This is a genomic window from Caballeronia udeis (genome assembly GCF_044909315.1).
GTDB classification, from domain to species: domain Bacteria; phylum Pseudomonadota; class Gammaproteobacteria; order Burkholderiales; family Burkholderiaceae; genus Caballeronia; species Caballeronia udeis_A.
This window is the reverse complement of record NZ_JBIYEB010000005.1, coordinates 294,760-321,263: the sequence shown is the minus strand read 5'-3', so window position 1 is coordinate 321,263 and position 26,504 is coordinate 294,760. Positions and strand designations below refer to the sequence as shown.

24 protein-coding genes are annotated in these 26,504 nt (G+C 60.8%); 11 read left to right on the top strand and 13 right to left on the bottom strand.

What is annotated here, in order from left to right; all coding sequences use genetic code 11:
- Positions 1–74: 74 nt before the first annotated feature.
- The gene (locus ABH944_RS11045; protein WP_404606913.1) at positions 75–995 is read left to right on the top strand and encodes a LysR family transcriptional regulator; all 921 of its coding nucleotides are present in this window, start codon (positions 75–77) and stop codon (positions 993–995) included.
- Between the two features lie 37 nt (positions 996–1,032).
- Here ABH944_RS11045 and ABH944_RS11040 read toward each other — a convergent pair whose 3' ends face one another.
- The 8 genes from ABH944_RS11040 to ABH944_RS11005 form a co-directional block, all read right to left on the bottom strand.
- On the bottom strand, positions 1,033–3,795 hold the full coding sequence (locus tag ABH944_RS11040) for an Hsp70 family protein (protein ID WP_404606912.1): 2,763 nt from the start codon (positions 3,793–3,795) through the stop codon (positions 1,033–1,035).
- A 5-nt stretch (positions 3,796–3,800) separates the two neighbouring features.
- On the bottom strand, positions 3,801–5,648 hold the full coding sequence (locus ABH944_RS11035) for an Hsp70 family protein (RefSeq protein ID WP_404606910.1): 1,848 nt from the start codon (positions 5,646–5,648) through the stop codon (positions 3,801–3,803).
- On the bottom strand, positions 5,645–6,208 hold the full coding sequence (locus ABH944_RS11030) for a DUF2760 domain-containing protein (RefSeq protein ID WP_404606909.1): 564 nt from the start codon (positions 6,206–6,208) through the stop codon (positions 5,645–5,647). The genes ABH944_RS11035 and ABH944_RS11030 overlap by 4 nt, the downstream gene beginning before the upstream one ends.
- Positions 6,209–6,598: 390 nt before the next feature.
- Entirely contained in the window at positions 6,599–6,859 is a 261-nt protein-coding gene (locus tag ABH944_RS11025) for a hypothetical protein (RefSeq protein ID WP_404606908.1), read from the bottom strand.
- A gap of 290 nt (positions 6,860–7,149) precedes the next feature.
- Positions 7,150–8,541 carry an AtzE family amidohydrolase gene (locus tag ABH944_RS11020; RefSeq protein ID WP_404606906.1) on the bottom strand — a complete coding sequence of 464 codons (1,392 nt, stop codon included), beginning with the start codon at positions 8,539–8,541 and terminating at the stop codon, positions 7,150–7,152.
- Positions 8,538–8,708 carry a hypothetical protein gene (locus ABH944_RS11015; protein ID WP_404606904.1) on the bottom strand — a complete coding sequence of 57 codons (171 nt, stop codon included), beginning with the start codon at positions 8,706–8,708 and terminating at the stop codon, positions 8,538–8,540. Before ABH944_RS11015 ends, ABH944_RS11020 begins: the two co-directional genes overlap by 4 nt.
- A gap of 65 nt (positions 8,709–8,773) precedes the next feature.
- On the bottom strand, positions 8,774–10,099 hold the full coding sequence (locus ABH944_RS11010; protein ID WP_404606903.1) for an MFS transporter: 1,326 nt from the start codon (positions 10,097–10,099) through the stop codon (positions 8,774–8,776).
- 29 nt (positions 10,100–10,128) lie between these two features.
- Positions 10,129–11,598, bottom strand: a complete 1,470-nt coding sequence (locus ABH944_RS11005) for an N-acyl-D-amino-acid deacylase family protein (RefSeq protein ID WP_404606901.1) — start codon at positions 11,596–11,598, stop codon at positions 10,129–10,131.
- 160 nt (positions 11,599–11,758) lie between these two features.
- Between ABH944_RS11005 and ABH944_RS11000 the strand changes: the two genes are divergently transcribed.
- Complete coding sequence (locus tag ABH944_RS11000; protein ID WP_404606900.1) at positions 11,759–12,658, top strand: LysR family transcriptional regulator; 900 nt, start codon at positions 11,759–11,761, stop codon at positions 12,656–12,658.
- A 39-nt stretch (positions 12,659–12,697) separates the two neighbouring features.
- Here the strand turns inward: ABH944_RS11000 and fliM are convergent, their stop codons facing one another.
- The gene (fliM, locus tag ABH944_RS10995) at positions 12,698–13,693 is read right to left on the bottom strand and encodes a flagellar motor switch protein FliM (protein WP_404606898.1); all 996 of its coding nucleotides are present in this window, start codon (positions 13,691–13,693) and stop codon (positions 12,698–12,700) included.
- A gap of 561 nt (positions 13,694–14,254) precedes the next feature.
- On the opposite strand from fliM, the gene ABH944_RS10990 reads away from it, so the two are divergent.
- The 3 genes from ABH944_RS10990 (at position 14,255) to ABH944_RS10980 (ending at position 17,868) form a co-directional block, all read left to right on the top strand.
- Entirely contained in the window at positions 14,255–15,220 is a 966-nt protein-coding gene (locus tag ABH944_RS10990) for a chemotaxis protein (RefSeq protein ID WP_404606897.1), read from the top strand.
- Between the two features lie 272 nt (positions 15,221–15,492).
- A complete protein-coding gene (locus tag ABH944_RS10985; RefSeq protein ID WP_404606895.1) occupies positions 15,493–17,244 on the top strand; it encodes a methyl-accepting chemotaxis protein in 1,752 nt (583 codons plus the stop codon).
- Positions 17,245–17,343: 99 nt separating this feature from the next.
- On the top strand, positions 17,344–17,868 hold the full coding sequence (locus ABH944_RS10980) for a P-loop nucleotide/nucleoside kinase family protein (protein ID WP_404606893.1): 525 nt from the start codon (positions 17,344–17,346) through the stop codon (positions 17,866–17,868).
- A gap of 30 nt (positions 17,869–17,898) precedes the next feature.
- Here the strand turns inward: ABH944_RS10980 and ABH944_RS10975 are convergent, their stop codons facing one another.
- Positions 17,899–18,300, bottom strand: coding sequence for a hypothetical protein (locus tag ABH944_RS10975; RefSeq protein WP_404606892.1), 402 nt, complete (start codon positions 18,298–18,300; stop codon positions 17,899–17,901).
- A 141-nt stretch (positions 18,301–18,441) separates the two neighbouring features.
- Here ABH944_RS10975 and ABH944_RS10970 point away from each other — a divergent pair, with 141 nt between their 5' ends.
- Entirely contained in the window at positions 18,442–19,134 is a 693-nt protein-coding gene (locus ABH944_RS10970) for an HAD family hydrolase (RefSeq protein WP_404606891.1), read from the top strand.
- Between the two features lie 15 nt (positions 19,135–19,149).
- Positions 19,150–19,695 carry a DUF1697 domain-containing protein gene (locus ABH944_RS10965; RefSeq protein ID WP_404606890.1) on the top strand — a complete coding sequence of 182 codons (546 nt, stop codon included), beginning with the start codon at positions 19,150–19,152 and terminating at the stop codon, positions 19,693–19,695.
- 59 nt (positions 19,696–19,754) lie between these two features.
- Here the strand turns inward: ABH944_RS10965 and ABH944_RS10960 are convergent, their stop codons facing one another.
- The 3 genes from ABH944_RS10960 to ABH944_RS10950 all read right to left on the bottom strand — a co-directional run bounded on the left by ABH944_RS10960 (position 19,755) and on the right by ABH944_RS10950 (position 23,190).
- Entirely contained in the window at positions 19,755–20,864 is a 1,110-nt protein-coding gene (locus ABH944_RS10960; protein ID WP_404606966.1) for a branched-chain amino acid ABC transporter substrate-binding protein, read from the bottom strand.
- Positions 20,865–21,030: 166 nt separating this feature from the next.
- On the bottom strand, positions 21,031–22,095 hold the full coding sequence (locus ABH944_RS10955; RefSeq protein WP_404606889.1) for a proline racemase family protein: 1,065 nt from the start codon (positions 22,093–22,095) through the stop codon (positions 21,031–21,033).
- A 189-nt stretch (positions 22,096–22,284) separates the two neighbouring features.
- Positions 22,285–23,190 carry a LysR family transcriptional regulator gene (locus ABH944_RS10950; protein WP_404606887.1) on the bottom strand — a complete coding sequence of 302 codons (906 nt, stop codon included), beginning with the start codon at positions 23,188–23,190 and terminating at the stop codon, positions 22,285–22,287.
- A 117-nt stretch (positions 23,191–23,307) separates the two neighbouring features.
- Between ABH944_RS10950 and ABH944_RS10945 the strand changes: the two genes are divergently transcribed.
- Genes ABH944_RS10945 through ABH944_RS10930 form a run of 4 tightly spaced genes read left to right on the top strand, consistent with a single transcriptional unit; the run spans position 23,308 to position 26,464 of the window.
- Entirely contained in the window at positions 23,308–23,910 is a 603-nt protein-coding gene (locus ABH944_RS10945; protein ID WP_404606886.1) for a cupin domain-containing protein, read from the top strand.
- Positions 23,911–23,917: 7 nt separating this feature from the next.
- Complete coding sequence (locus tag ABH944_RS10940) at positions 23,918–24,721, top strand: alpha/beta fold hydrolase (protein ID WP_404606885.1); 804 nt, start codon at positions 23,918–23,920, stop codon at positions 24,719–24,721.
- Entirely contained in the window at positions 24,718–25,506 is a 789-nt protein-coding gene (locus ABH944_RS10935; RefSeq protein ID WP_404606884.1) for an aspartate dehydrogenase, read from the top strand. The genes ABH944_RS10940 and ABH944_RS10935 overlap by 4 nt, the downstream gene beginning before the upstream one ends.
- Positions 25,507–25,522: 16 nt before the next feature.
- Entirely contained in the window at positions 25,523–26,464 is a 942-nt protein-coding gene (locus ABH944_RS10930; protein ID WP_404606882.1) for a 3-hydroxyacyl-CoA dehydrogenase, read from the top strand.
- The last annotated feature ends 40 nt before the right edge of the window (positions 26,465–26,504 follow it).

The following is a 26,504-nucleotide window of genomic DNA, read 5'->3' as shown; positions in this document are numbered from 1 at the left end:
CGATGCACTCTAATCCCCCCACTACTCTTGATAAACCGTCTGCAAATTGGCACAGAACCCATTAATATTTGGGAATGGATCTTCTCAAAGCGATGACGGTGTTCGTGCGCGTAGTCGAGACCGGCAGCCTGACGGCCGCCGGTCTCGCTTGCGATCTGTCCCCGACCATGGTCGGCAATCATCTTCAGGCGCTGGAGGCGAGACTCGGCACGCGGCTCATTCACCGCACCACGCGCAAGCAGCAGATCAGCGCGTTCGGTCGGGCCTACTACGAGCGTTGCGTAGAAATTCTCGGCCTCGTCAACGACGTTGACCGCTTGGCGCTCGATCATCTAGGGACGCCGCGCGGACGCTTGCGCATCACCGCACCGGTGATCTTCAGCAATGAGTGCCTGATCCCGGCAATCGCGGAGTATTGCCGGCGCTACCCCGAGGTGCAGCTGGATGTTGTCGCCGCCGATACCTTGTCTGACCTGATCGAGGACGGATTCGAAGCGGCAATTCGCATTGGCAGGCCGGGTAACCCGGATCTCGTTGCCCGTCCTTTGCAGCCGTATCGCCTTGTGCTTTGTGCGTCGTCCGCATACCTCGATTCGAACGGCGTGCCGGCGACGCCGGAGGATCTGCGCTCTCACCAATGTCTGACGTACTCCTATCCACTACGTTCAGAAATGCACGCGGCGCAACCCGAGTGGACGCTGTTGGGGCCGAATGGGAGCGTGAGCGTCCCTATCAATGGCCGCTTGAAGATCGACAACTCGGACGCGTTGCGCCGGGCCGTACTCGCTGACATGGGTATCGCCTTGCTGCCCTCCATCCAGGTCGATGCAGACATCAAGGCCAACCGGTTGATCAAGGTACTGCCGGATTATGTGCTGCCCGTCCGGTCGATCAACCTGCTCTATTTGCGCGATCGCCAGATGTCGCCGAAGCTTCGCAGTTTCATCGACTTTGTCGTGGAGCGATTCGGAAACGTCTCCGAGCCTGATATTTGAATGTTTGCGCGGTCCGCTACCGCTCTCAAGCCCGGCGTTATCCGCCGATCAATTTCAATCCGGCAGGCAGTGACTCTCCGAATACGCGCCCCGTGTCTGCGTTATCGAGCGTGACGACCTCACCAACCATGTTGATCCACGTTGGCGGTGCGTTCACGGCTTCGAGCCGTCGCACGACAGTTTCGCGGACGGTTTCCGGCAGGTCCCTTGAACGGTCGCCTGTCATACGCGCGATTTGCACGGCGGCAAACACAGCCGGCTCAACCTTTTTCCAGTCCAGCGCGAAGATTGCGTCCAGCCATCGGGTCGCCACGTCAGGCGGCACGACACCATGCGCGCTGCCATAGAACGGCCGGCGTGCGCCAATGCGTCCTACCGCCCACCAGCCCTGGATATTTTCCGAAGGCCGTTGAAACCGCACCAGAAGCTGTTCCGCGATGTCGATCTTGCGATCGACAGGAATGCGTTCAAGTGACGCGGATAGACGAAGCATGTCCGCATAGCCCACCTTCGCGGGATCGAAGGGCAGCTTGTGCCGCTTCGTGCCCGCAGCGGCCTGAAGCCAGGCCATTGCATCGAGTACCTGAAGCTGCGCCTCCTCATGCAGGCCACCTGCCGCGCGACGCCACAGCGTCCACCATTCCGACCAGACCTGTCCTTCGTTGACGTACTGGATGCCGTCATCGAACAGAGACCAGAGTTGTTCAATGCGCCATTCGTCGAGCGGATAGCCGAACCCGGGCCGCACGCAATAGCCGGCCAGATTCAGCCACAGGCGTTCATGATCGGCGGAGCGGCGCCGCCGCCCAGCGCGTTCCCAGAGCGCTCCGAACAGTTCGCGAAGCAGGGCGCTATCCCAACCCTGACGCGGTCCCAGTAGCTGTTCAAGTCCTGCACGCAGGCGCTTTACTTCTTTTGGATCGACATTCGCCGAACGCGCGCCGAACGTGCGGTCGATGAGTTCGATAGCCTTGTCGAGCGCAGGATGACGTATAGCTGCGGAGACGTCGTGTTCAGCGTCGTCGCGTCGCAACTGGAAATCGAGCAGCCAACGTTGCGAAGCGTCGTCGGTGGCGATGCAGTGCATCTCGAGCCTGCCGAGTTCCGTCAGCGATGTCGTGAGTTTCACCGGCCGCTCGCGGGGGCCACTCGCGTCCTGCTGCACCACCGTTGCGACCGGCGGCAAGCGGACGAAGTCGCCCGTGGTGAGGTCGACAAGGTCGCCTGGCTGCCAGACTGTGTCGGCAACTGTCGTGACCAGATGGAAACGCACCGGTGCCCCAAGCCGTAGCGCAAACACGCGATCCTCGAGATGCACCTCGTGGCCTTCTTCGGTTCCGCGTGGCAACAGGCATACGCCGCGTGAGCCTTCCTTGTCCTCGTCGAGGACAAGGAAGTAGTTGCGTGGCGCGCCACCGCCAATGCGCGGCGCATGTCCTGCACGGGCTAGCCCGTAAGCAACCGCACCACGCGCGACAGCCACATCGGGATGATCGTTCTGCAACACATGCAGAGGCTTCTCGCGCCATGCACCCAGTGCACTCGCCAGACGCCCGGAGAGCGCTTTGGCACGGAAGACACCGCCGTTGAGCAGCAGGGTGTCGGGCATTGATGTTCGCGCAGCATCAGATACCCCCAACGCCTCGCGCGACTGCGCATTGAGCCTGTGCAGAAACGCCGCGATGTGCCGCGTAATGGCCGCATCGGATGCGTAGGGCAAACCGAACTCGACGATCCCCGCCCGCGACCGTCGAGGCAAGTCGTCCGGGCTGCCCATCGGGAAGAACCCTTCGACGATGATCTGTTCGACTTCCTCCCGGCTCAACTCGGTCGTGCGTGCGCCGCCGACAAGCCGGGATCCCGCACCGAGCAGCGTGATCGCGACGGAGCCAGGCGCCTCGGCACCAAGCAATTGTTCCTTCGCGGCACGGCACCGTTCGACGAGCTGGGACAAGCTTGCCGCCGACAGGCGCGTTTGCTCGTTGGCAAAACGAGTCTCGACCAGATGCGCCAGCGCAAGGTCCATGTTGTCGCCGCCGAGCATCAAGTGGTTGCCCACGCCGATGCGGGTCAGTTGCGGCTCGCCGTCCTCGAAATGTACCTTGATGAGCGTGAGGTCCGTCGTGCCGCCGCCCACATCGCAGACCAGCACGAGGCGCGTCTCGGCGAGCTCGGCGCCAAGCGTCGCGCGATGATGAAACAGCCAGTCGTAGAACGCGGCCTGAGGCTCTTCGAGCAGGCGCAACGCCGGCAGCTTCGCCATGCGCGCAGCCTCCAGCGTGAGCGCACGCGCGCCGTCATCGAACGACGCTGGCACGGTCAGCACCACGTCCTGATCTTCGAGCAGCGCGTGCGGAAAACGGTGGTTCCACGCGGCGCGCACGTGAGCCAGATAGCTGGCGCTTGCGGTCACCGGCGAGACCTTGCCGACTTCATCGCCCGCGCCCCACGGCAGAATTGGCGCGAGACGATCCACCGACGCATGCGACAACCAGCTTTTCGCGCTGGTCACCAGCCGGCCCGGCACCTGCGCACCGAGCGTACGGGCGAGACGGCCAATCACGGCCGGTTGCAGCTCGCGGTCGCCGGCGCCGCTCCACGGCAATTGCAGACCGCTCGGCGCCAGCTCACCCGGCGCAGGGTGATAGCGCACGGACGGCAACAGGTCTTGCGCACCGACCTCGCCGAGACCCACGAGCTGATCGATATTGAAGACGCGGATCTCGTCAGCATCCGCCCCGACGTACGCAACGACCGTATTGCTCGTGCCGAGATCGATACCGACGATGTATTGCTTCATCGCATTCAGGCGTTTGCGCTGCCGCGCACATCGAATTCGACTTTCCAGCGCTCGCTCGTGCCGCGTGGCACCGCTTCGAGTTCAAGCGTGCCGGCTTCAGTGATGCGCGCATGCAGCTTCACCGGCACGATTTCGCCGGGCGTGCGTCCTTCGGGCGGCAGCGTCGCCTGGATTTCCTCAAGCTCCTGCAATTCGTCGGGCGACCAGTAGTCGAGCATCGTGCCGACCTGGTCCTGCCGGCGTACTGATGAACCGAAGAACCGGAAGTGCACGGGCTCGCCGACGACGAGACCGAACTCCTGGGTAGGCAACGCCGCGTCCGTTCCTTCTTCCATACCGAAGGGCGCGAGGCACAACGCTTGAACAGGCGGTTCCATGCCGGGCACGGCCGGCATGGCCGACTCGATCGCAATGTAGTAGGCGCGCGCCGTGCCGCCGCGAATGCGCACGCCCTTGCCGCGTTTCACGTAGCCGTAGTACGCCGCGCCACGCGCGACCGCGAGGTCGAGATCCGCGCCGCCCAGCAGGCGCGCAGGCGGCGCGCCTTCCGCCGCGAGCCAGCCGTTGAGGCTGTCGAGGATTCGCTCGACGAGCAGTGTCGACTTGAACACACCGCCGTTGAACAGGACCGCCGTCGGATGCAGGAAGCTCACGTTCCCGGCCGGCGCGTGCTGCAGTCCGTCGAGCTCGGCGAGTGCTGCGACCTGCCGGCCGAGGAAGGCGGCGAGGTGCCGCGTGATGCCCGCATCCTGCGCATACGGGAGACCGAGCTGTGTCAGGCCGGCGCGGGTTCGGCTCACCGGCCGCGCGGAGGCATCGACTTGAGGGAAGAAGCCTTCGAGGATCGTCTGCGTGAGTTCCGCGCGGGTCAGTTCGGTGCGGATCGAGCCGCCAATCAGTTTCGATCCGCGGCTCGGCACGACCAGCGGCACGGTGTCCGTACTGCGGTCGGTCAGCAGCGTTTCCTTCGCTGCCCGGCACGCATAGGTGAGGGCACGCAACTGCCACGGGTCGGCCTGCGTCCCTTGCGCCGCCAGCTTGCGTGCGACCCCATGCGCAAGCGCCAGATCCATGTTGTCGCCGCCCAGCAGAATGTGTTCGCCAACCGCGACTCGATGCAGTTCGAGATTACCTTCACGTTCGACGACCGCGATCAGCGACAGGTCGGTCGTGCCGCCGCCCACGTCCACGACCAGGATGATGTCGCCGACCTTCACTTCCTTGCGCCACGCGCCGCCGCTTTTCTGGATCCAGCTATAGAGCGCCGCTTGCGGTTCTTCCAGCAGCGTCATGCGGGCGTAGCCGGCCGTTTGCGCTGCCTCGGCCGTCAATTCTCGTGCGGCCGGATCGAAAGAAGCGGGAATGGTGACGGTGACTTCCTGCTCGTCGAACGGTGCATCGGGATGCTCGTGGTTCCATGCTTCACGCAAATGGGTGAGATAGCGAACCGAGCTTTCGAGCGGGGAAACGCGCGTCACTTCGGGCGGCGCGTCGCTTGGCAGGATCGCCGCGCGGCGGTCCACACCAGGGTGACAGAGCCAGCTCTTGGCACTCGACACGAGGCGAATGGGTGTCCCCGCGCCTCGGCTACGCGCCATTTCACCGACCGCAAAGTCACGCTCGGCAGTCCATGGCAAGGCCAGGTCACCCGGCGTCAGTTCGTTCGGATGGGGCAGGTAGAGAAACGAGGGCAGCAGTTCAGGCGCTTCGATAGCCCCCGGTGCGGTGAGCTGCGTGATCGGCAGCACGCCCTGAATGGTTTTCTCGCCCTCACTGGCCGAGAGGTCGACGTACGAGAGGGCGCAGTGGGTGGTGCCCAGGTCGATGCCGATCGAATAGCGCGGTTCACTCATAGTTCCACCTCGGCCTGTGCAATCACGGTCGCGTCATGCGTCTTCGTCAGCATCGGGAGCCTGACCTCTTCGACTCGCCAGCCGCGGTGACTGATGTTGCCGTTGAACGGCGGCTTGCCGACCACGTTGCCGGTGAGCCGGATCGCCGTTGCATCGAAGCCGTCGGCGAGCGTCACGCGGCTGCCTTCGGCTTCTTCGCGTACCGGGCGAATCGTGAAATGCTCGCGCAGCGTCGAGCGGCAACCCTCGTGCACGAGCCGGGCGGCGGCGCCGATATCCGCATCGGAATAGCCCGCGATGTCCTCTTCGACGAAGTCAACGAAACGTGCGCCACGCTGGAGAAGCCCCAGAAGCTGCAGCGCAGACTCAGGGCTGGCCTCCTTGATCGTGGGCGTTGCCACGGGCGGTGCGGGCGTTGCCACGGGCGGGGGCGCCGTCACGGCTGCTCCGTCGCGTAGCCGGTGTAACTGGCTCGCGAATTCGCGGTCACCCACGACAGCGAAAAAGGTTCCGACGGCCAGGGATAGTCTGCCGAAGAAAGACAGGTTCGATTCGGTCATAAAAAATTGCTCCAGTTGCTTCGGTGGGCTGGCCTGAACGACGAGCTGTCCTGCCGGACTCGGAGAGCGTGCGAGACCGGGCGCCAGCGTTTAACAGGTGAACCCAGCGGGGCCAAAACCCGTATTTTGCCTTGATGTGGCCGAGAGCCCTTCAATATGCGAATGGCGGCAGCCTATTGTTGCGATTGAGATGCTGCTTGCGCGGGGGCATGGGGCATGCCTGACGGTATCGATACGTCGCTTTCACCATCGGCAAAAGAGGGCGGGGCTGGCGTTGCGCCGTGTCGACTCAACCTGCGCGCGGGGGCCGGATTTGCCGCCTGCGTCGGAGCGGGACGCGGGTCGTTTCGATTGCGGGAGGCGAACCCTCGGGCTGAGTCCGGTTGGCAGTCAGTCGCCTTCGAAATCGTCTATTGATTTGCGATTCCGGCGCTCCTCGTTGGCACGGCGAGCGCGTACCCGCTGGCGCCACAGGACGGTAATGACCTCGCCCGTGCTTGCGCCAGCGGGAATTTCGTTGCGGATGAGATTCGGCACCATCGGCAGGCCAAGGCGCTGCCTGCGCAGAGCCTTGGCTATGGCCGTGCGGCACTCCTGCCCGTGGCAATCCCACTCGTCACGCATTTTTCGGCAGTAACGGCATTCGTTCATGGGAAATAGTTTACCTGCAATCGCCGATGAGCTCCCAGTGGGGACAAAACGCAGGTGCGGTAAGGAAAATTCGGACGAGTCACAAAGGCGGGCGCGATTCCGCCCGGCGTGGCCCGTCTCGGCTTTGACCGTCGTCAGAGGGCTCCGGCTATTGTCCCCCTCTTTAGAGCGGCCGCCTTCACGGGCCTGGTCGGCGCGCGGCTGATAATCAGAGGGGTACAAACGAAGCCGCGGTGGCTAGCGGCCTTGTTGAAAGGTTTCCGCGATCCGAGATGCCCTTCAACCTGCATTCACCTCGAAAGGTCCACCGGCCGCTGGCAGGCAACCGCTTGATCAATTTGCCGGGCAGCATGAAAGCAGCGGTCTTCTCGCCAAGGTGCCGCAATGAGCTGAACGCCGACGGGCAAGGCCGCACCCATAAAAACGGGCGCCGTGACCACGGGTAGTCCGGCGAAGGAAATCGGCTGGGTAAGCATGCCAAGGTGTTTTGCCGGCTCAAGGGATTCGCCTTTCACAAGCAGACTTTCCGTACCGAACGTCGGAGCGGGGAAAGGCGTGCATGGCGCCAGGAGGACGTCGTACCGGGCGAGCAACGCCTCCATCCGTGCCCGGAACGCCCGTTGATACTCCCGTGCTCGCAGGTACCATTTTGCAGGGCTGAGAGCGCCCGCCAGCAGCCGGGTTTTGAGGCGCGCGGAGAGGGTGTCAGCGTGACTGGCCAGAAGTTCTTCATGAGCCGCCGCTGCCTCTACGTTCGAGATGATTGCCGCCGCCGAGCGTACCAACTGCATCTCCTCTACGGCAAAAGGCACGGCAGAACACGTTAAGAATGTCCGCGCGACGAGCTCGACGGCAGTCCATGATTCATCATTGGCGTAGCGTTCGAAGTATCCAGTCATCACGCCGACGCGCAGATCCGGAGAACCCGCAACCAGGCCGACGGCGTCTACGGGGGCGCGTACCTGCTGATCGTCCAACGCATCGAAACCCTGAAGACAGTCGTAAAGCAGCGCAAGGTCACGAACGCTGTTTGCGAAACCGCCCATGCAATCAAGCGAATTCGCATAGGGGAGAGCGCCTTGGCGCGAGAGCCGTCCAAAAGTGGGTTTGACCCCCCAGACACCGCACAGCGCCGCGGGCGCCCTTATCGATCCATTGGTGTCGCTGCCGAGCGCGAGCGGCACCATCCCTGCCGCGATAACGGCCGCCGAGCCGCCGGAAGAGCCGCCCGTCATGCGCGATGGATCGTGCGGATTGCATACCGCTCCGAAATGGGGATTTTCGCCGGTCGCACCGCACGCCAGCTCATCCATGTGAGCGGTCCCGACGAGAATCGCTCCTTGTCGCTTCAGTTGGGCGAGGAGGAACGCATCCGCTTTCGCAGGCGGACAATTGCTCCGGGCCGCAGCACCGGCTATGGTCGGCAGGCCCTTGATGTCGAACAGGCTTTTGACGGCAAACGGGACGCCGGCAAGGTGCCCCGGGTTTCGACCTTGCGCAACAGCCGCATCCACACGAGCGCCTTCCATGAGGGCCTGCTCAGCGTAGACGCCTGAAAAGGCATTAAGAGGCGGGTTTGATTCGGCGATAGCATCAAGGGTCCGCTCGACCACGGTTATCGCCGACAAGCTGCCTTCTCGAACCTGACGGGCTGTCTCCAATGCATCGATGCCCTCGTTCATTGCCCACCTCGCCACTCACGCAGCGCCTGTCCAATACGCTCTGAACTATCGGCCATGGCGCTCAACAACGCGAGCACGTCGGGAAGCAACTCCGGCGAGACAGGGAGCTGCAGCGACCGTATCAACGCGGCCGCCCATTGCGAAACATCACGGTTCGAAGGTTCCATATCTTGTCGCTTCCGAATGGCAACTCAGTATGGCAACTCAGCATGGCATTGCCGAGGGCTTCCGGCTACTGGTTAGCCGACATGTATTGTCGTGGGATTGAAAGGATGAGCGCACCGGCGATAAAGAGTGTGACGGCAAGGAGACCCACCCCGACCGACGTGTTCCCGGTCAGCTGCTTCAGGAAGCCCATGATGGAGGGACCGACGAAACCGGCGACCGCGGCGCCTATGTTCACCAGTCCGGCGCCGCCCGCGGCCGCCGTGCCCGCCAGGATGCGTGACGGCAAGCTCCAGAACATGGCGAGCGTGCACATGATTCCTGCAACGCCGATCGTCAGGCAAAGAACGGAGAGCAGAGGGGTTGCCTGCGTCGCCACGCTTCCGAGCAACGCGAAGCCGCCGAGAACAACCGGAATGGTGGTGTGCCAGCGGCGTTCCCGCGTTTTGACCGAATGCTGGGCATTGAGGACCATGGCAACGGAAGCAACCACATAAGGAATGGCGCTGACCAGGCCGATTTGCAGATTGGACATGCTGCCCATGGCCTTCACCATCGTTGGCATCCAGAACACCAATCCATAATTTCCGACGTTGTAGAAGAATGAAGTCGCAAAGAGAATCCAAAGCGCAGGCTCACGTACGGCTGATAGCAGGCTCGTACGCTTGCCCTTCGATTCGGCTGCCATTTCGTTTTTGACGAGGGTCTTCTCACTGTCACTCAACCACGTTGCTTCGTCGATGCGCCCGGTCACGTTGAAGTACAGGAACACACCCAGCACGATGGCGGGCAAGCCCTCGAGCAAAAACATCCATTGCCATCCCCTGAGACCATATCCGCCGTGCGTCGCATCCATGATCCAGCCAGAGAGCGGGCCACCGACAATGACGCCAAGCGGCATGGCGAGGAACAGCAAGGACATGACCTTGCTAAGCCGGAAAGAGGGGAACCAGATGCTGAAGTAGGCAATGACGCCGGGGAAAAAGCTGGCCTCTGTCACACCCAGAAGAAAGCGCAAGGCGTAGAAGCTTGTTTCATTCGAGGTTAGCAATGTCGCGACCGATACGATTCCCCAAAGGACCAGTGAAGCCGACAAGGACAGCTTTACGCCCAGCCGGTTCACCAGGTAGCCCGCCGGAACCTGGAGGAGCAGGTAGCCGATGAAGAAGAGTCCTGCACCTACGCCATAGGCGGCTTCGCTGAGATTCAGGTCGGAGACCATCTGAAGCTTTGCGAAGCCCACGTTGACGCGGTCAAGGTAGCCGAAAAAGTAGCAGACGAGAATAAGCGGGATGATGCGCAGGCTAATCTTGCGATACACCTCGTCGGCGCTTTGCGTCGGTTGCGCCAACACTGCGGAGTCAGCGTGTGCCGGCTGCAATTTGATAGCCATGATTGCTCCTGAGAGTGAAGGGACGCAGCTTATGAGCGGGCGGGGACGAGGCGGCGCAGCGTACGTCCCGGCCGTGCTCCGGTGCTCACGCCATGCTGAAACACCGGTGTGCCGTTCACTACGACATGCTCTATGCCCTCCGGGCGAAGCGTGGGTTCGCCAAAGGTCGCCCGGTCCGCCACGCTCTCAGGGTTGAAAACCACGATGTCGGCGTATTGCCCTTCGGCAATATGTCCGCGGTCGACCAGCCCGAACTGTTCGGCGGTCAAGCCGGTCATCTTTCGCACAGCCGTTTCAAGAGGGAACAACTTCAGGTCGCGTGCATAGTGCCCGAGGACACGCGGGAAAGTCCCCCAAAGCCGGGGATGAGGCGCCGCGTCATTCGGCAGGCCGTCGGAACCGACCATGGTCTTCCCGTACTTGAAAATGCGCCGGACGTCTTGCTCGTCCATCACGAAGTAGATGGCGCCCGCCGGCTTCAGGTCCTCGATGGCCGCCTCAATGGACCCGTCATAGAGCGGCAGGATATCGCTGAAGTCCTTGCCCGCCAGTTCCGGATGCGGCGTGGACCATGCAAGCATCACCCGCGATGATTGACGGATACGGTCTGCCCGCAGCATGGTCGAGGTAGCGGGGTAAGGATGGCAATCCAGGCACAGTGGCTGGACCTCGCTTTGCGCCTCGATGAGTTTCAGTGTCTCCACTGAGCGGCCGTGATTCTCCTTGCCTGCAACTTTATGGTGTGACAAAACTACCTTCGCTCCGGCTGACCGGCCAATCTCGAAAGCCTCTTCAAGCGACGGAACAATGTCCGTTGTTTCGTCCCTGAGATGCGTTGCGAAGATGCCGCCGGTCCGCTTGAGCGGAGCACACACATCAATGAGTTCTTGCGTGGTTGCAGCGGCAGCCGGCGGGTAGAACGTTCCGGACGAGACGCCAATTGCGCCGGCGTTCATGGCCTCTTCCACGTCGGCAGCCATCTTGTCCGTCTCTTCGGGGGTTGCTGCCCGCGACAGGTCGCTCACATGACGGACGCGAAGCGTCGAGTGTCCGACGAGGGCAGCCAGATTGACGGCGGCCGGGCTTGCGTCAATGGCGTCGAGGTATTCCTTGAAGGAGTCGAACCTGAACATCGCGGGTACGCCGAGGAGGTCGAGCGGCTGCGGAATCGCGTCGGCCCTCGTGTCGGCTCTCGCATTGGCTCTTAAGGGCGCGAGGCTGATGCCGCAGTTTCCGCCTATGACCGTGGTCACGCCTTGGCATACCTTCGGCAGCACGTCGGGGTCGGTCAGCAGGAAGGCGTCGTCATGGGTATGACTGTCGATGAACCCTGGCGCCACTACCTTGGCCGTAGCATCGATTTCCTCAATGGCCGTCGCGGCGCTCAGGTCTCCAATGCCCGCAATCCGGTCGCCGATAATGCCAACATCCGCTCTGTATCGTGCGGCGCCGGTACCGTCAATCACTTCGCCGCCTCGAATTATTATGTCGTAGTCCATTTCCTGTTTCCTTAACCTTGCCAGTGGGAACGACGCCTGTTATCCACGTGGCGAAGAAATCCTTGATGTGCCATGCCCAAAGTGTTTTGTCCACGACATCCTCATTCCACAAAAAACGGGCGTCCAATGCGGGTCTGTTTGCCATTCATGCGAAATTGCTATGAAAGTTGAGAACTCCGAGCTTGAAGCGTTCGTGGCTGTTGCCGAACTGGGTAATTTTCAACGGGCCGCCGATAAACTTCACCTGACTCAGCCGGGCCTTTCGAGGCGCATCCAGAAGCTCGAGCAGACGCTTGGCGTGGAGCTTTTTCGGCGAACCACCAGGAGTGTTTTGCTCACGGGCGTCGGCAGGCACTTTCTCCCCATGGCGCGGCAGCAGATCGCGCAACTCGAGACCATGCTCTCGTCCGTGCAGGAGATTGCTGAGAAGAGATTCGGGAAGATCCGGCTATCAAGCTTGCCGACGGTTGTCAGCCGCTTGCTGCCTGATGTCCTTCGACGTTACGCCCGGAAGTACCCGAAGGTTGGCGTTCAGATCTTCGATGGCAACCACGACTTCGTGGTCGGTCAGGTGCGCGCAGGAATGGCCGAGTTCGGGATCAGCATGGAACCGGGCGACGATGAGGACATCAGCTTCGAGCCGCTCCTAACGGACGTTTATGTCCTGGCGGTCGCTGAGGATGGTCCGTTAGGTGACGCCGATGTGGTCACGTTGGAGGACCTTCGTTCAACGAAATTGATAATAGGCGGCAGGGACAGCGGAAACCGGCTTCTGCTTGAGGTCCTGCTGGGTCACGAGGCGGTGAGCTTGCGATGGTTTTATGAAGTCGAGCATATCTCGTGTGTCATGTCGCTGGTACAGGCCGGGCTCGGTTGCGCCATTGTTCCGTCACTATCGCTGTCTGCGCACCAGGCAACGAACGTGCGCGCAATACCTATCGCCGGACCGAACATCAAAAGGACTGTCGGAATAGTGAGGCACAAGGCTATTTCGATGTCGCCGATGGCAGCGGAATTTTGTGACCTGCTCACCGAAAGCGTCAGATCGGTTGGTCGTTGACAATGCACTGAAAATAGCTTGTTCGCGTCATCAACGTTGCTAATATTCCGTCGGCTTTATCGTTTCTTCCGAAGCGATCATTTTGTTCACGCGTAACGCGTACTGGCCATTGAAAATTCCGTAGCCGCACTCCATAACCGGCACGGAGTCAACTTTTGCGGTGACGTATTGGCCAAGGTTGATCGGGATCACATCGCCTGCACGCAGGCTCAGGATCTTCTCGAACGTCGTCGGTATGTCAACAAGATCAACCGTCACCTCGAGCTCGGCGGCCTGCAATTGCGTGGCGAGCACGCGTCCCCATCGCTGATCGACGTCGAGCGTCTCGCCTTGATGCGGCGAAAATAGCAGATCGCGAATGGGTTCGATCATTGAATACGGCAAGCAAACGTGGAGCGTTCCTCCGGTCGCGCCAAATTCGATGGAAAACTCGGTGACAATGACGATCTCATTGGGAGTAGCCACGTTCGCGAACTGCGTATGCATCTCTGATCGAACGTACTCAAGGGTCAGGGGGCGTACGTTCATCCACGCCGCCATATAGTGCTCAAAAATAACGTCGAGCAGTTTGCCAATGATGCGCTGTTCAGTGGCCGTGAACTCGCGCCCCTCTACACGAACGTGAAACCGTCCGTCGCCGCCAAACAGGTTATCCACCACGAAGAACACCAGATTCGGATCAAACACGAAAAGCGCGGTACCACGCAGCGGTTTTACATGGACCAGATTCAGGTTGGTCGGAATAGGGAGGTTGCGTGTAAATTCGCTGTACTTTTGAACCTTGATCGCTCCGACAGAAATCTCCGCGGTGCGGCGCATCAAGTGAAAGATCCCCCCGCGCAGGAGGCGGGCGAAGCGATCGTTGATAATTTCAAGCCCTGCCATCCGGCCGCGGACTATCCGCTCCTGGGCGGAGAGATTGTAGGGGCGTGCGACAGACGAAGAAGTTTGCTCGACAACCGTGTCGGTCTCGCCGGTGACGCCCTTTAACAGTGCATCAACCTCCTCCTGCGACATGAACTCTTCGTGGCCCATTCCTGCCCTTTGTCTTGATTGCTCGCGGTTTTCTAAAGCGGTGCGTTGTTGTTTCGGGGAAAGGCCGGCGCCTTGTGCAGCATGCTCTTAATTCAATACGCTCTCGATCCGTCATTCGCAGCGTAAGCCAAGCTTAACCTAATGCACGGACCGCAAGACCGCAAAAAGGGGCGCGATTGTGGCTTAGTTCATCGGCTTGGCGCAGAAACCGGGCAGGGCGCGGGCAGGGCTGACACCGGGCTGACACCGGGCTGGCGCCAGACGTTGAACCTTCACGAACGCTTTATAGGGAAAACGTGAGGGGTCTTAAGAAAATCAAAAGTCAAGCTGCTGAACTGTGTGTCGTTAACACATATGAAGCAATGGCGAAAAATGGCTAAGCGGTATACGTCTGAACAATGGAATTCGAAGTTCGACCGGCGCTTACGGAGCCCATCGCCGGCACGGCGAATTCCCACCTTGCACAGCCCGTTTTCAGTCGGGTCAGAAAGCTGCGTCATCAACCATAACGAAGCGTGCTCCGAACAATCGGTCACGTCGAACAGAATCGAGGCGAATCAGATGAGTAGTTCCCAGCATGATGTTGAGCAACGGACAAACCTGGCGGGAAACAACCGGTTCGAACTGCTGCTGTTCCGCCTTGGCGAGGCGCCAAACTCGACGCAGCGTGAGCTTTACGGCATCAACGTGTTCAAGGTTCGGGAGATCATCGAGATGCCTGCCTTCACGGTCATCGCAGGTGCATCGGACAACATCCTCGGCATTGCTGATATTCGCGGGCAAATCATTCCAGTCATTGACTTGCCCAGGCTGACGGGTTGTACCCCGAGGGGCAAGCCACGCATCTTGCTCGTCACCGAGTTTGCCAGGACGACCCAGGGCTTTGCGGTCGAAGAGGTCGATGACATCGTTCGCCTTGAGTGGGACCAGGTGCTGTCCGCGGAAGCGCATTCGAGTGGAAAGACCGTGACCAGCATCGCACGTCTTGATGGCAACGTAGACGGCTCGCGTCTGGCTCAACTGCTCGACGTCGAGCAGATTTTGCGCGACGTGCTTCCGGGAAGCGAGCCTGATATTACCGAGGCTACCGTGGGCCGCGTCGCTATTGCGCGCGGCGCCAAAATTCTTGCGGCTGACGATTCGGGCGTAGCGCGCAGCTTGATCGAGCAGAGTCTCACTGCAATGGGCCTGCCGTTCATCATGGCGAAGACGGGGCTCGAAGCGTGGAACCTGCTGGAGGCGGCGGAGAAACGCGCGCACTCGTCGGGGCGCGCGGTAAGTGACGAAATCGCACTGGTTTTAACGGACCTCGAGATGCCGGAAATGGACGGCTTCACCTTGACTCGCAAGATCAAGGGTAACGCCGCGCTGCGATCGATCCCTGTCGTCATCCATTCGTCGTTGTCCGGATCTGCCAATGAAGAGCACGTGAGAAAAGTCGGCGCCGATGCGTATATCTCGAAGTTCGTTGCGCAGGAACTAGCCACCGTGTTGCGTGAGACTCTTGGGCATACGGTCGCAGCCTGATTCGCTGAAAACTTGGCTGAGTTATGGCGGCGATGCGTGTGCATCGGGTCCATGAATTCCGTTTCACTTGCTTGTTTGCATAGGTCTGACCGAGGGTTTGTTCCTCTGCCGAGGGAGGACTCCGCTGCCGTAAGGCAGAGACACAGGTGTATCACCCACTGTTTGCCGCAAAGAGTGCTGTCGTGTCAGATGGACCACGCATGCTGACAGGATACAAGTGTGCGCCGGGCAATCAGGGCGCTCTCTTTTTATGTATACCGGAGCAACAACAAATGAATTTCAAGCAGATGACCGTCAAGGCGAAGTTGAGCACGGGTTTTGGAGTGCTTGCCGGGATCGTCCTGATTGTATCAGGCCTGTCGGTGAAGGCATTGAACGACTCGAACGAGCGATTTTCCAGCTATGTCGCGGGCATCAGCGCGCGCGCTGACATGGCGGGACGCGTTCGGACCGCTGTTGACCGGCGCGCCATTGCTGCTCGCAATCTCGTGCTGGTGACTACGCCGGCGGACATCGCAACCGAGAAGGCCGCCGTTACCCAGGCCAACGACGATGTCCAGTCCCGCCTTAGGCTGCTTAATGAAATGATGGCCAACGCGACTGACACGAGCGATAAGGCCCGCAGTCTTGTTGGCGAGATCAACCGTGTCGAAGCAGCCTATGGCCCGGTGGCGCAGGCAAGTGCCAATCTCGCTCTCGACAATAAGCGTGACGAAGCTGTCACGAAGATGAATGACGAAGGCAGACCGCTGCTTGCGGCATTGATCAAGGCGACCAACGACTATTCGAGCTTCACCGCTAGTCGTGCGGTGCAGATGGTCGAGGAGTCCGCGCAGCACGGTGCGAGCCAGCGCAATCTGCTGATAGCAATCTGCCTGGCCGCGGTCGCGGCGGCCGCATTGGCGAGCGTGCTCATCACTCGCAGTTTGACGCGTGCCTTGGGTGCTGAGCCCGCCACCTTGGGCGAGGTCACTGAACGTATCGCCGGTGGCGACCTGAGTCCCGTGCCGGGCGCGCACCACGCGCCGGCCGGTAGCGTGCTCGCCTCCATGGGCGAAATGCAAGGCAGCCTCGTCAGGCTGATCGGTCAGGTCCGGAGTGCGGCTGAGAGTATTGCCAGCGGGTCGAGTCAGATCGCTGCAGGCAACGTTGACTTGTCCTCGCGCACGGAAGAACAGGCGGCATCGCTGGAAGAAACGGCATCCAGCATGGAAGAGTTGACGTCCACGGTGAAGCAGAACGCCGAGAGCGCGCAGCAAGCGAGTTCACTCTCCGCCGACGCGTCCGAAGTGGCGCAAAAGGGCAATGCGGTGGTGAGCCGGGTCGTCGACACGATGAGCGAAATCAGCCAAAGCTCCACGAAAATTGCGGACATCACCGGGATCATCGAAGGGATTGCCTTCCAGACCAACATCCTCGCGCTGAACGCGGCTGTCGAAGCAGCCCGTGCAGGTGAGCAGGGGCGTGGCTTCGCGGTTGTCGCCAGCGAAGTGCGCAGCCTCGCGCAACGTTCGTCGAGCGCTGCGAAGGAGATCAAGGATTTGATCGCCACGTCGGTGCAAAAGGTTCAGGATGGCTCGGCGCTGGCCGCAGACGCGGGCAAGACCATGTCGGACGTCACGCAGGCCATCTCACGCGTGACCGACATCATGGGCGAAATAGCCGCTGCGTCCGGGGAGCAGAGCCGGGGAATCGAACAGGTCAATCAGGCAATCACGCAGATGGACGAAGTGACGCAACAAAACGCTGCGTTGGTGGAAGAAGCAGCGGCGGCCTCTCAATCGCTGGAAGAGCAGGGACGGCGTTTAACGGAGTCCGTGGCCTTTTTCCGCCTTGGCGGGGCGACCCGCGAACATGCAGCCGATCGAGCAACGGCGGCACCCCGCCGCCTGGCGCCCGCTAAACGCCAACCGGCGCCGGCCACCAGGACGGCAGCTCCGGTTGCCAAACGGCCCACCGCGCGAGCCGTCCTCACCCCCGCAGGTGTCACGGCGTCTGCCAGCGCGGCGTGGGAAGCGTTTTAACTCACCGTTCACGCCCGGCGAGATCAACACCGGCTACTGGAGATCGCCATGGGAATCCGGGACAATCAAACAATATCCAATACATAGGGAGCATTGGAAATGTTGATTGCCTTCGGAGGACTGCCGGGTACCGGCAAGACGACGGTATCTCAAGCGCTCGCACGCAGGCTCCCCGCGGCTTATGTCCGTATCGATACGCTGGAACAGGCATTCATGGGGTCCGGAGAAGGCCGGACGGATGTTGGCCCCTTGGGCTACCTGGCCGGATATGCCGTCGCGAACGATAATTTGCGCCTCGGCTTGACCGTCGTTGCGGACTCGGTCAATTCGTTGGATGTTACGCGCAGCGCCTGGAGAAACGTGGCGCTCAAGGCCGGGGTGCGGATCTTCGAAATTGAGCTGATCTGCGCTGACACCACGACGCACCGTCTGAGGGTGGAGGGACGAACGGCAGATATTCCTGGTCACAAGCTGCCGACATGGAAGGGCGTATGCGAACGTCAATACGATCCATGGGATTCAGAGCACCTTGTAATCGACACGGCCAACGTTTCGGTTGAGCATGCGGTCGAAACAATAATCCATCACTTGTCTACGTCGCCTCCGGATATCCGAACCTCCTAGCGTACGGAAAATCCCGCTTCCCGAGGGCATTCATTCCTCGCATTTCACATCTTTCCTTGGCACCACGATAATCACCGGGTATGTCCCGCGATCGAGTTCCACGCGCGCAACCACGGCCATTGTTTCGCTGTCGACGTCGTCGTACACGCTGACCTTTTCATTCCGCAGGTCTGTGATGCCGGTACAGGCAGACGCGGTGCCTTCATCGGAGATTCGGCACTGGATCGGGTTGTCTCTAAGGTAGCGATATTTGTCCCTGTCGGGCGTCGCAAGGTATTCACGAATGCTCTGTGCCGATCCACCGACACCGGTGACATAGCCAATGGCGCATTGCTCCTTGGGTGTGTCGCCGCTCACGGGGGTTTGGGCTTTCGCCGCCGTGCCTGCGACCAGGATGACCGCCGCGAATGTCGATGCAAGAAGGTATCTCATGGTGCAAATCACGGTTGTGGGATCGAAGTGCTGGATTGTAATGGCATCTTGCCCCGGGAGTCAGGATAGCCCGCATAAACACCTTCGCTGCCTCGTGCGGTATCCTTTCCTGCTTCTAAAACCGATTCCCCTATCCGTCAGATGGCTAACCTTTCTTTCGACGCCGTACTCTTTGACTGCGACGGCGTACTCGTAGACTCAGAACTCATCACCAACCGGGTACTGACCTCCATGCTGGGTGAACTGGGCTGGAGCCTCACCGTTGAGGAGACGATGCAAATCTTCATCGGAAAGGCCGTGAAAGACGAGGCGCCGCTCATCGAATCGCGTACCGGCGTGGCTATCACTTCCGAATGGCTCATGCAATTCCGGGCGCGGCGCAATGAGGTGCTCGATCGTGAGCTCGTAGCCATTCCCGGAGCGTTGTTGGCGGTACAGGCGGTACACGCCCGGTTCAATGGCCGCATTGCAGTCGCGTCAGGTGCCGACCGGTATAAGGTCGAGCTGCAACTGTCGAAGGTAGGCATGTTCGACCACTTCGAAGGCCGAATTTTCAGCGGCCATGAAACGGCACGCAGCAAGCCCTACCCGGATGTATACCTGGCTGCGGCCAAGGCGCTGAATGTTGACCCGGCGCGCTGTGCCATCGTGGAAGACAGTGTTACAGGTGTGACCGCCGGCGTTGCTGCAGGCGCTACGGTTTTCGGGTACAGCCCGAGCGAGCACGGCCACAGTGAGCCGGACGCACTTCGCGAAGCTGGCGCTGTTCGGGTTTTTCACAACATGGCAGAATTGCCCGCTTTGCTCCAGGAATGGAAAAACCACGCTCGCTGAGAAGCGAAGACCACAATGAAGAAGTACGTCGCCTTCTTTCGTAACCTGAATCTCGGACGGATCAATTGTCCTGGCAAGGTCCAGTTCGAAGAAGCCTTCGTTGCCGCGGGCGCAGAGTCAGCGTCTTCGTTCCTGACAAATGGAACCATGGTCTTCACAGCACGTTCCGGCATCCAGTCGCAAAGGGTGTTCAATAGTGCTTGCGAGATACTTCGTAAAACGTGTGGTCTCAAAGAACCGGGCTTCATTCGCACTATTGACTATCTGACCCAGATCGTCACGCTCGATCCCTTCGCGGGCATAGAGTCCGGCAGTGTCTTCGCGTGCTGCACGTCCTTCCTTGATACAACGCATGGCTTATCGGCTGCACAGCTACCCCTGGAATCGAAACGACGCGACGTAAAGGTGTTGCAACTGACCGATTCCGAGGCATTTAGCGTCTGCATCAAAGTCGGTAACACACCGGGAAGTCCCAACGCATTTCTCGAAAAGCTCCTGGGCCTTCCCGTCACGACACGCAACTGGAATACCGTCGTTCGGCTGGTGCAAAAGTATGCCTGAGCGTTTGCAACGCGGTTCTGGCAACAACAGGCGGTGCAAGGATCCGCAGACCGCACCGCTCAATACGGAACCAGTTCCCCATCCTTATACCGGTACACCGTCGTCGGCGCGTTCTTCATATTCCCCTGTGCGTCGAACGTGTATGTTCCGGCGATCCCGTGGTAATCCGTCCTGGCCAGTTCCGCGCGGATCTTCGATTTGTCCGTCGTGGTCCCCGCAGCCTGCATCGCCCGTGCAATGATTTGTGCGCCATCATAAAAATTGGCCGCGTAAATCAGGACGTCGATGCCATACGCGTCCTTATATCGCTTGATGAAGTCGCGTCCCGCTGCACTCTTCGTGAGTGATGGCCCACCCTGCGCGCAGTAGACCGTGTTCGTCGCGTCGCCCGCCACCTTGCCCAACTCGGATGAACAATATCCATCGCCGCCTAACAGCTTGGCGGACATCCCCAGTTGCTTGATTTGACGCGCAAGCGGCGCAGCCTGAGTGATATACCCACCATAGAAGATGGCACCCGGGTTCTTGGCTTTGATCGACGTCAGGATGCCCTTGAAGTCCACCGCGTTCGAGTTCGTGTAGTCCTGCGCTATCACCTTCAACCCGATCTCTTCGGCGCGTATCTTGAACTCGCTCGCCACACCTTGCCCATAGGCGGTGCGGTCGTCAATGACGGCCACTGTGTGCACCTTCAACTCGTCCTTCGCAAAGTCCGCCATTGAACCGCCGATCTGCGAATCGCTCGCGCCAATTCGAAAGACGCTGTCATATCCTTGCCTGGTCACATCCGGATTGGAGGCCACGGGCACCATCGGTACGCCGGCGCCGTTGAGTACACGGGAGACCGGAATGGCGACGCCCGAATTGTTGGGGCCGAGCATGACGACCGCGCCGGCATCGACTATTTTTTGCGCGACCTGGACGCCGATCTTCGGGTCTGCCTGATCGTCCTCTGAATCCAGCTTGAACGTGACCGGTGAACCCGCTATCACGAGATGCTGCGCATTGAGGTCGCGAATGGCGAGCTTGGCGCCGTTCTCGTTGTCCTTGCCGGTACCGGACTGGCCGCCGGTCAGTGGTCCCGACATGCCAATCAACACCGTCTGGCCTGCTCGCGCAGCGGTGCCGAGGGCAAGCAAACAGCAAAGAACGGTGAGCTTGATCTGGATGTTCATGGTCGTGTTCCGGATTTTAATGGTGATGTGTAAGGGCGAATCGTTTTTTGCGCCATTGTTTGCGCCGCGGACGTGCGTGTCCCGGCCCGCCGCGTACGCAGCAGGTCAAATAGGATTCCTTTTTAAAAATTACTTGAGCGCCTTGAGCGACTTGGTAGCCTTAAAGGTCGCGCGAGCGGATAAGCTTGTCGTCGACTGCTTCGAGCCAGGTGTCGGAGAGCGTGTAACCCTTGGGAAAGCGATCGCTCGGATCGAGCCCGTACTGCGACATGGCGGCAATCCAGCCCTGGCCGGCGACGCTCGGTACGACTGCCGGCAGACCGCCAACCTTGGTGAGCGATTCAATCCGGCTGTCGAACACGGAACCAATGATCGACTCATGCAGGAAGGTCTCGCCCGGCGCTATCAGCCCCTTGGCGTGCATGACGGCAAGCCGTGCCGATGTACCCGTGCCGCAAGGCGAGCGGTCGCACCGCCCGGGCGAGACAATGACGGTATTGCGTGATTTCACCACGCCATCCTCGCGGCGCAGGCGGGTGACAAATTCGGTTTGCGTGATGCCTTTGATCAGCGGGTTGGTCGGATGCACACAGGGCAGTTGTTCGGCTGCCGCCACCTTGATGATCTGCCCCAGCTCGCACAGTTCCCGCGCCTCGTCGCGCGTGATGCCAAAGCCAAGGTTTTCCGCATCGACAATGGCGTAGGTCATGCCGCCATAACCCACATCCACCTGAATGGTGCCGAGCTTCTCGACTTCGATGAATGCATCAAGGTGCTGGGCAAAGGCCGGTTGGTTGGTGAAACGCACCTGCGTCACCTTGCCGTCGCGACATTCACAGCGCACCTGGATCAGCCCGGCGGGCGCTTCCAGCACGAGGTAGCTCACGGGTTCGCTCATCGGCAGGATGCCGGTTTCGAGCAGCACCGTTGCCACGCAGATGGTGTTGGAGCCGGACATGGCGGGGTATTCCGTCGACTCCGCGATCACATAACCCATTTGCGCCGCCGGGTCCGTGGCCGGTATCAGGAAGTTGACGCTATGCACGGCAGAGCCTCGCGGCTCGAAGAGGCACAGCTTTCGCAGATCGTCGCGATGCTCTTCGAGGTACAGCATCTTGTCAAAGACAGTCGCCCCGGGGACATTGAACAATCCTCCGGTGACGACCTTGCCAAGCTCACCTTCGGCGTGGCATTCGACAACGTTCAGCACATTTTTCCAGCGCATGGCGTCCCTCGATTCCGATTTGATACCGCAGCTTTCCTCGCCTTCCGGCCGCCAGGAAAGCTGGATTGGAATTGAGTGTAGATAGACGATTTTTTAATCACAATTCCTATTTTTCAGCTTATATTCCTGAAAAAATCGATGCAATCGCGGGGTATGCCACAACCCGTCATGCCGGCGTTACTGCCGGTGTTACATCAGCCACGGCGGGACCGGCGTGCACTTGGCAAGCAGGTAGTCCACGAGCGCACGGCATTTGAGCGACTGGTTGTCGGTGGTGAGATAGACGAGATAGATTGCCCGGCCATCGTCGGGAGAAAAGTCCTTCAGCACTTCCACCAGGCGTCCCGCACGGATATCCGGCGCGACCAGGAAGCTGGGAATGCGCGCAACCCCCAGTCCCGCCAGCGCCGCCGTATGAACCGCGGTGCCAATGCTGCCCAGATTCCCCTCGACCCATACCGAATAACGGCGCTGCCCGTCGCGAAACATCCACTCTGCCTGCGTGACGCCGCGTGCGTCCATGGTGAGGCAGTTGTGCGCGACCAGGCTTTCGGGGCGCTCCGGCCGGCCGTGTTTCTCCAGATAAGCGGGTGACGCGCAAATCACCAGGGGATTGGCCGCCAGACGAACGCTGACGTGATCTTCCGATGGCGCAAGACTCGAGCGGATTGCCACGTCGGCGCTGCGATCGTCCGGCGTGGCAGGCACGTCGCCCACCACAATCTCCACCTTCAACTCCGGGTACAGGCCAAGAAATTCGGGCATTAGCGGCACGAGGTGCTTGTCCACGAATGCCGCAGGGCAACGGATCCTCAGGACGCCGTGCGGCACTTGCGGCTGCTTGGCGGTCGCTGACTCAGCGGCCTCGATGTCCGCAATCACCTGCTTGATCTTCGAATGAAAGAACTCGCCCTTGGCGGTCAGGGACAGCCGGCGCGTCGTGCGCACGAACAACTTCACGCCCATGCGATCTTCAAGGCGCGAGATCTTGCGGCTGACTCCCGAAGGCGTCAGCCGGCATTTTTCCGCCGCCGAGACAAAGTTGCCGTGCGCGACGACCGTCGCGAACACATACAACTCGCTGCTCCTGTCCATGGTCCGCTCCCGATTACGAAGAATTCGTCAGGAATATAAGCCGAAATTTAAGAATTGTTCGCAAAAATTCGGCTATCTAAAATAGATTCCATAGTGGGCGGGCAGTGGAGCGTCGCAGTGATCACTTCGAGGGAATTCGACATGCAGCAAGAGGCAAGCGAACAAACAGCCGGGATCGATAGCCGCGGCGCGAAGTTTTTTATCGCCGGGGAAGGTCCCAGTTTCTGGCAACCGGTCCCGGCCAACGGTTTTGTGCGGTGTCTGCTGAACGGCGCAAAGCTAGGGACCACGACGCCGTTTTCGATGGGCACGCAAACCGTGGCACCCGGCGGTTGCTATGTGCGCGAGCACGCCCACGACCGCAGCGAAGAGGTGATCTTTTTCTACGCGGGCAGCGGCGGCAGCGTGGTTATTGATGACATCGAATACCCGGTCAAACCGCAAACAGCGGTGTATCTCGGGACGAACTGCCGCCACAAGTTCGTGAACAACGGCGCGGATGACCTGAGCTTCATGTGGTTCCTGATGCCGGGCGGTATCGAGGAATTCTTCGAGTCGGTCGGGCGCGTACGTCATCCGGGGGACCCCGCACCCGAGCCGTTTGCGCGGCCGGCCAACGTGCAGGAAATCGAGGCACGCACCGTGTTTGCAAGCGGCGTGACGAACGGCACGAACAGCACGAACAGCACGAACAGCACCAGCGGCGCGGCCGGGGATTGAGCGGCCGATGACCTTGACTACCGATTTCTGCTACGCCGCCGACGGCGCACGGCTGGGCTACCAGCGCGCGGGAGAAGGGCCGCCAATGTTGTTGATCGCAGGCCTCGCGGGGGAAGCCAGGTTCTGGGGACCGGTGGTGGACGATCTCGCGAGCCGGCACAGCGTAATAGTCTTCGATCAACGCGGTTTCGGCGTGAGTGGCACGACCGACAGCGTCTGCACCATCGATCTGCTTGCCGCCGATGCGCTCGCGATCATGGACGCCGCCGGCGTGGAGCAGGCGATTGTCGCGGGCCATTCGACCGGCGGCGCCATTGCCCAGACGCTTGCACTTGATTACCCGTCGCGGGTTTCCCAGCTTGTGCTCAGTTCGACCTGGGCGAAGGCCGATGCCTACATGCGGTATCTGTTCGCATTGCGAAGCAAAGTGATGCGCGTAGGCGGAAAGCGGCTCTATGCGGATCTGACGCGTGTCATAGGCTATCCGCTGGCGTGGCTGCGCGAGCAACCCGAACGGCTCGCATTGTCCGACAACGACGCGGGAATCGAAGTTGACGATCGCGTGTTTACGCGGATCGAAGCGCTGCTCGAATTTGATCGCACCGCCGCGCTTGCCACGATTCGGCAGCCTACGCTGGTCCTTGGCGCGCGTGACGACCAGATCATCCCGAACTACCTGCATGTGGAGTTGCAAGAAGCTATTCCAGGTGCGACCGCGCGGTTCTGCGCCGAGGGCGGGCACTTCTTTCCGAGCATCCGGCCGAAGACGTTTATCGACCCGTTGCGCGACTGGCTGGAGCAGCAGGCATGACAGCGAGCAAGCGGGTGCTGTTGATCGGTTACGGCGCGATTGGCCGGGCGGTCGTCCAACAACTCCATACGGCCGGCGGTTATGACATCGCCATCTGGTCTCGCACGCCGGTGTCTGAAGCGCGTCCGGAGCGCACCGTAAGCTCCAGTGAAGAAGCGCGTGCTTTCGATCCGCAGCTTGCAGTCGAGTGCGCAGGGCAGCACGCTGTACGCACTCTCGTGCCTGCGTTATTAGCCGATGGCGTGTCCGTGGTGCTCGCCTCGGTCGGCGCGCTGGCGGACGCGGCCACTCACGAAGCGTTGCGTTCGGCGGCGGGCGGACGGGCTCGCGTGGTCTTGCCATCGGGTGCGATCGGCGGTCTGGATTATCTCGATGCGGTCGCAAACGAGCCGGGGCTCGAGGTCGCTTATCTATCGACGAAACCGGTCAGCGCGTGGCGCGATGAACTCTCCCGGCGAGGTATTGATGCCGATGCACTGCGCGAGCCGTACACGCTCTTCGAAGGCTCGGCGGCCGAAGCCGCGCTGCGCTATCCGCAAAATCTGAACGTTGCCGCGACGCTCGCGTTGCGCGGCGTCGGCATGGAGAAGACGCACGTGACGGTGCGTGCCGATCCGGATGCAGCTGTGAATACGCACGAGATACAGGTGCGCAGCTCGGCCGGAACGGCGACGTTCCGCTTGCAGAACGAACCCTCCGCCGATAACCCGAAAACGTCCGCGCTGACCGCGTTGAGCCTGGCGACGGAAGTCGCCCGCTTCTTTCGTGACCAAGCTATCCGATAGCACCCGGAGCATCGCAATGAACACGCTGAAAGTGGCAATCGTGGGTGCGGGAATCATCGGCTGCTCGTGGGCAATGGTCTGGGCGAGGCGAGGGCACAGCGTTGCCATCTACGACGCGGACGCCGTCACTCGCGCCCGTGCGCTCGACACGCTGGCAGCCTTCGCGGAGGACCTGGATCGTGTCGGCATGACAGTGCCTGCGGATTCGCTCGCCCATGTGCGCATTGCGACGACACTCGCCGACGCCGTCGTACAGGCCGATTACGTGCAGGAGTCGGTGCCGGAGAAACTCGACCTCAAGCGCGCGCTGTTCGCTGAACTGGACACGCTTGCGCAGCCCGGCGCGATCCTCGCCAGTTCGACATCCGCGCTCGGCATGTCGCGGTTCACGGCTGAACTGAGCGGCCGCGGGCGCTGCGTAGTCGTTCATCCCGCCACACCGCCGCACATGATGCCGGTTGTTGAAATCGTGCCGAGTCCGTGGACCGATTCAGCCGTGGTTGAGCGCATCTTCGCGTTGATGGAATCGCTCGGTCAGACACCCGTGCTCGTGAACAAGGAGATCGCCGGCTTTGCGATGAACCGGATGCAGGGCGCGCTGCTGATCGAGATGTTCCGGCTGATCGAGGCGGGCGTCATCTCCGCCGATCACGCCGATAAACTCATCAGCGACGGCTTCGGTTTGCGCTGGGCTTTTCTCGGACCGCTCGAAGGCGTGGACCTGAACGCGCCGGGTGGGATAGCCGATTACTTGCATCGCTTTGGGCATATGTTCGACGACATGGCGATGGAAGTTCGCGAACCCGGTCCGGTGCTGAACCCGAACCTGATTGCGCGGCTTGATGCGGAAATGCGGGCCAAGTTGCCGCTGGAGGGGATCGAAGCGAAACGCTCGTGGCGCAACCGGCGCATGGCCGCGCTGCAGAAGATGCGCCGCGACATGCAATGGGAAGCGTGAAGGAAGCGTAAGCGTGGTCGACGCCAGCTACGCCCCCTGG

What these genes read in the sequence shown, in the direction of transcription:
- ABH944_RS11045 (WP_404606913.1), top strand. Translation starts at nt 75, where the DNA reads ATGGATCTTCTCAAAGCGATGACGGTGTTCGTGCGCGTAGTCGAGACC.
- ABH944_RS11040 (WP_404606912.1), bottom strand. Translation starts at nt 3,795, where the DNA reads ATGAAGCAATACATCGTCGGTATCGATCTCGGCACGAGCAATACGGTC.
- ABH944_RS11035 (WP_404606910.1), bottom strand. Translation starts at nt 5,648, where the DNA reads ATGAGTGAACCGCGCTATTCGATCGGCATCGACCTGGGCACCACCCAC.
- ABH944_RS11030 (WP_404606909.1), bottom strand. Translation starts at nt 6,208, where the DNA reads ATGACCGAATCGAACCTGTCTTTCTTCGGCAGACTATCCCTGGCCGTC.
- ABH944_RS11025 (WP_404606908.1), bottom strand. Translation starts at nt 6,859, where the DNA reads ATGAACGAATGCCGTTACTGCCGAAAAATGCGTGACGAGTGGGATTGC.
- ABH944_RS11020 (WP_404606906.1), bottom strand. Translation starts at nt 8,541, where the DNA reads ATGAACGAGGGCATCGATGCATTGGAGACAGCCCGTCAGGTTCGAGAA.
- ABH944_RS11015 (WP_404606904.1), bottom strand. Translation starts at nt 8,708, where the DNA reads ATGGAACCTTCGAACCGTGATGTTTCGCAATGGGCGGCCGCGTTGATA.
- ABH944_RS11010 (WP_404606903.1), bottom strand. Translation starts at nt 10,099, where the DNA reads ATGGCTATCAAATTGCAGCCGGCACACGCTGACTCCGCAGTGTTGGCG.
- ABH944_RS11005 (WP_404606901.1), bottom strand. Translation starts at nt 11,598, where the DNA reads ATGGACTACGACATAATAATTCGAGGCGGCGAAGTGATTGACGGTACC.
- ABH944_RS11000 (WP_404606900.1), top strand. Translation starts at nt 11,759, where the DNA reads ATGAAAGTTGAGAACTCCGAGCTTGAAGCGTTCGTGGCTGTTGCCGAA.
- fliM (WP_404606898.1), bottom strand. Translation starts at nt 13,693, where the DNA reads ATGGGCCACGAAGAGTTCATGTCGCAGGAGGAGGTTGATGCACTGTTA.
- ABH944_RS10990 (WP_404606897.1), top strand. Translation starts at nt 14,255, where the DNA reads ATGAGTAGTTCCCAGCATGATGTTGAGCAACGGACAAACCTGGCGGGA.
- ABH944_RS10985 (WP_404606895.1), top strand. Translation starts at nt 15,493, where the DNA reads ATGAATTTCAAGCAGATGACCGTCAAGGCGAAGTTGAGCACGGGTTTT.
- ABH944_RS10980 (WP_404606893.1), top strand. Translation starts at nt 17,344, where the DNA reads ATGTTGATTGCCTTCGGAGGACTGCCGGGTACCGGCAAGACGACGGTA.
- ABH944_RS10975 (WP_404606892.1), bottom strand. Translation starts at nt 18,300, where the DNA reads ATGAGATACCTTCTTGCATCGACATTCGCGGCGGTCATCCTGGTCGCA.
- ABH944_RS10970 (WP_404606891.1), top strand. Translation starts at nt 18,442, where the DNA reads ATGGCTAACCTTTCTTTCGACGCCGTACTCTTTGACTGCGACGGCGTA.
- ABH944_RS10965 (WP_404606890.1), top strand. Translation starts at nt 19,150, where the DNA reads ATGAAGAAGTACGTCGCCTTCTTTCGTAACCTGAATCTCGGACGGATC.
- ABH944_RS10955 (WP_404606889.1), bottom strand. Translation starts at nt 22,095, where the DNA reads ATGCGCTGGAAAAATGTGCTGAACGTTGTCGAATGCCACGCCGAAGGT.
- ABH944_RS10950 (WP_404606887.1), bottom strand. Translation starts at nt 23,190, where the DNA reads ATGGACAGGAGCAGCGAGTTGTATGTGTTCGCGACGGTCGTCGCGCAC.
- ABH944_RS10940 (WP_404606885.1), top strand. Translation starts at nt 23,918, where the DNA reads ATGACCTTGACTACCGATTTCTGCTACGCCGCCGACGGCGCACGGCTG.
- ABH944_RS10935 (WP_404606884.1), top strand. Translation starts at nt 24,718, where the DNA reads ATGACAGCGAGCAAGCGGGTGCTGTTGATCGGTTACGGCGCGATTGGC.
- ABH944_RS10930 (WP_404606882.1), top strand. Translation starts at nt 25,523, where the DNA reads ATGAACACGCTGAAAGTGGCAATCGTGGGTGCGGGAATCATCGGCTGC.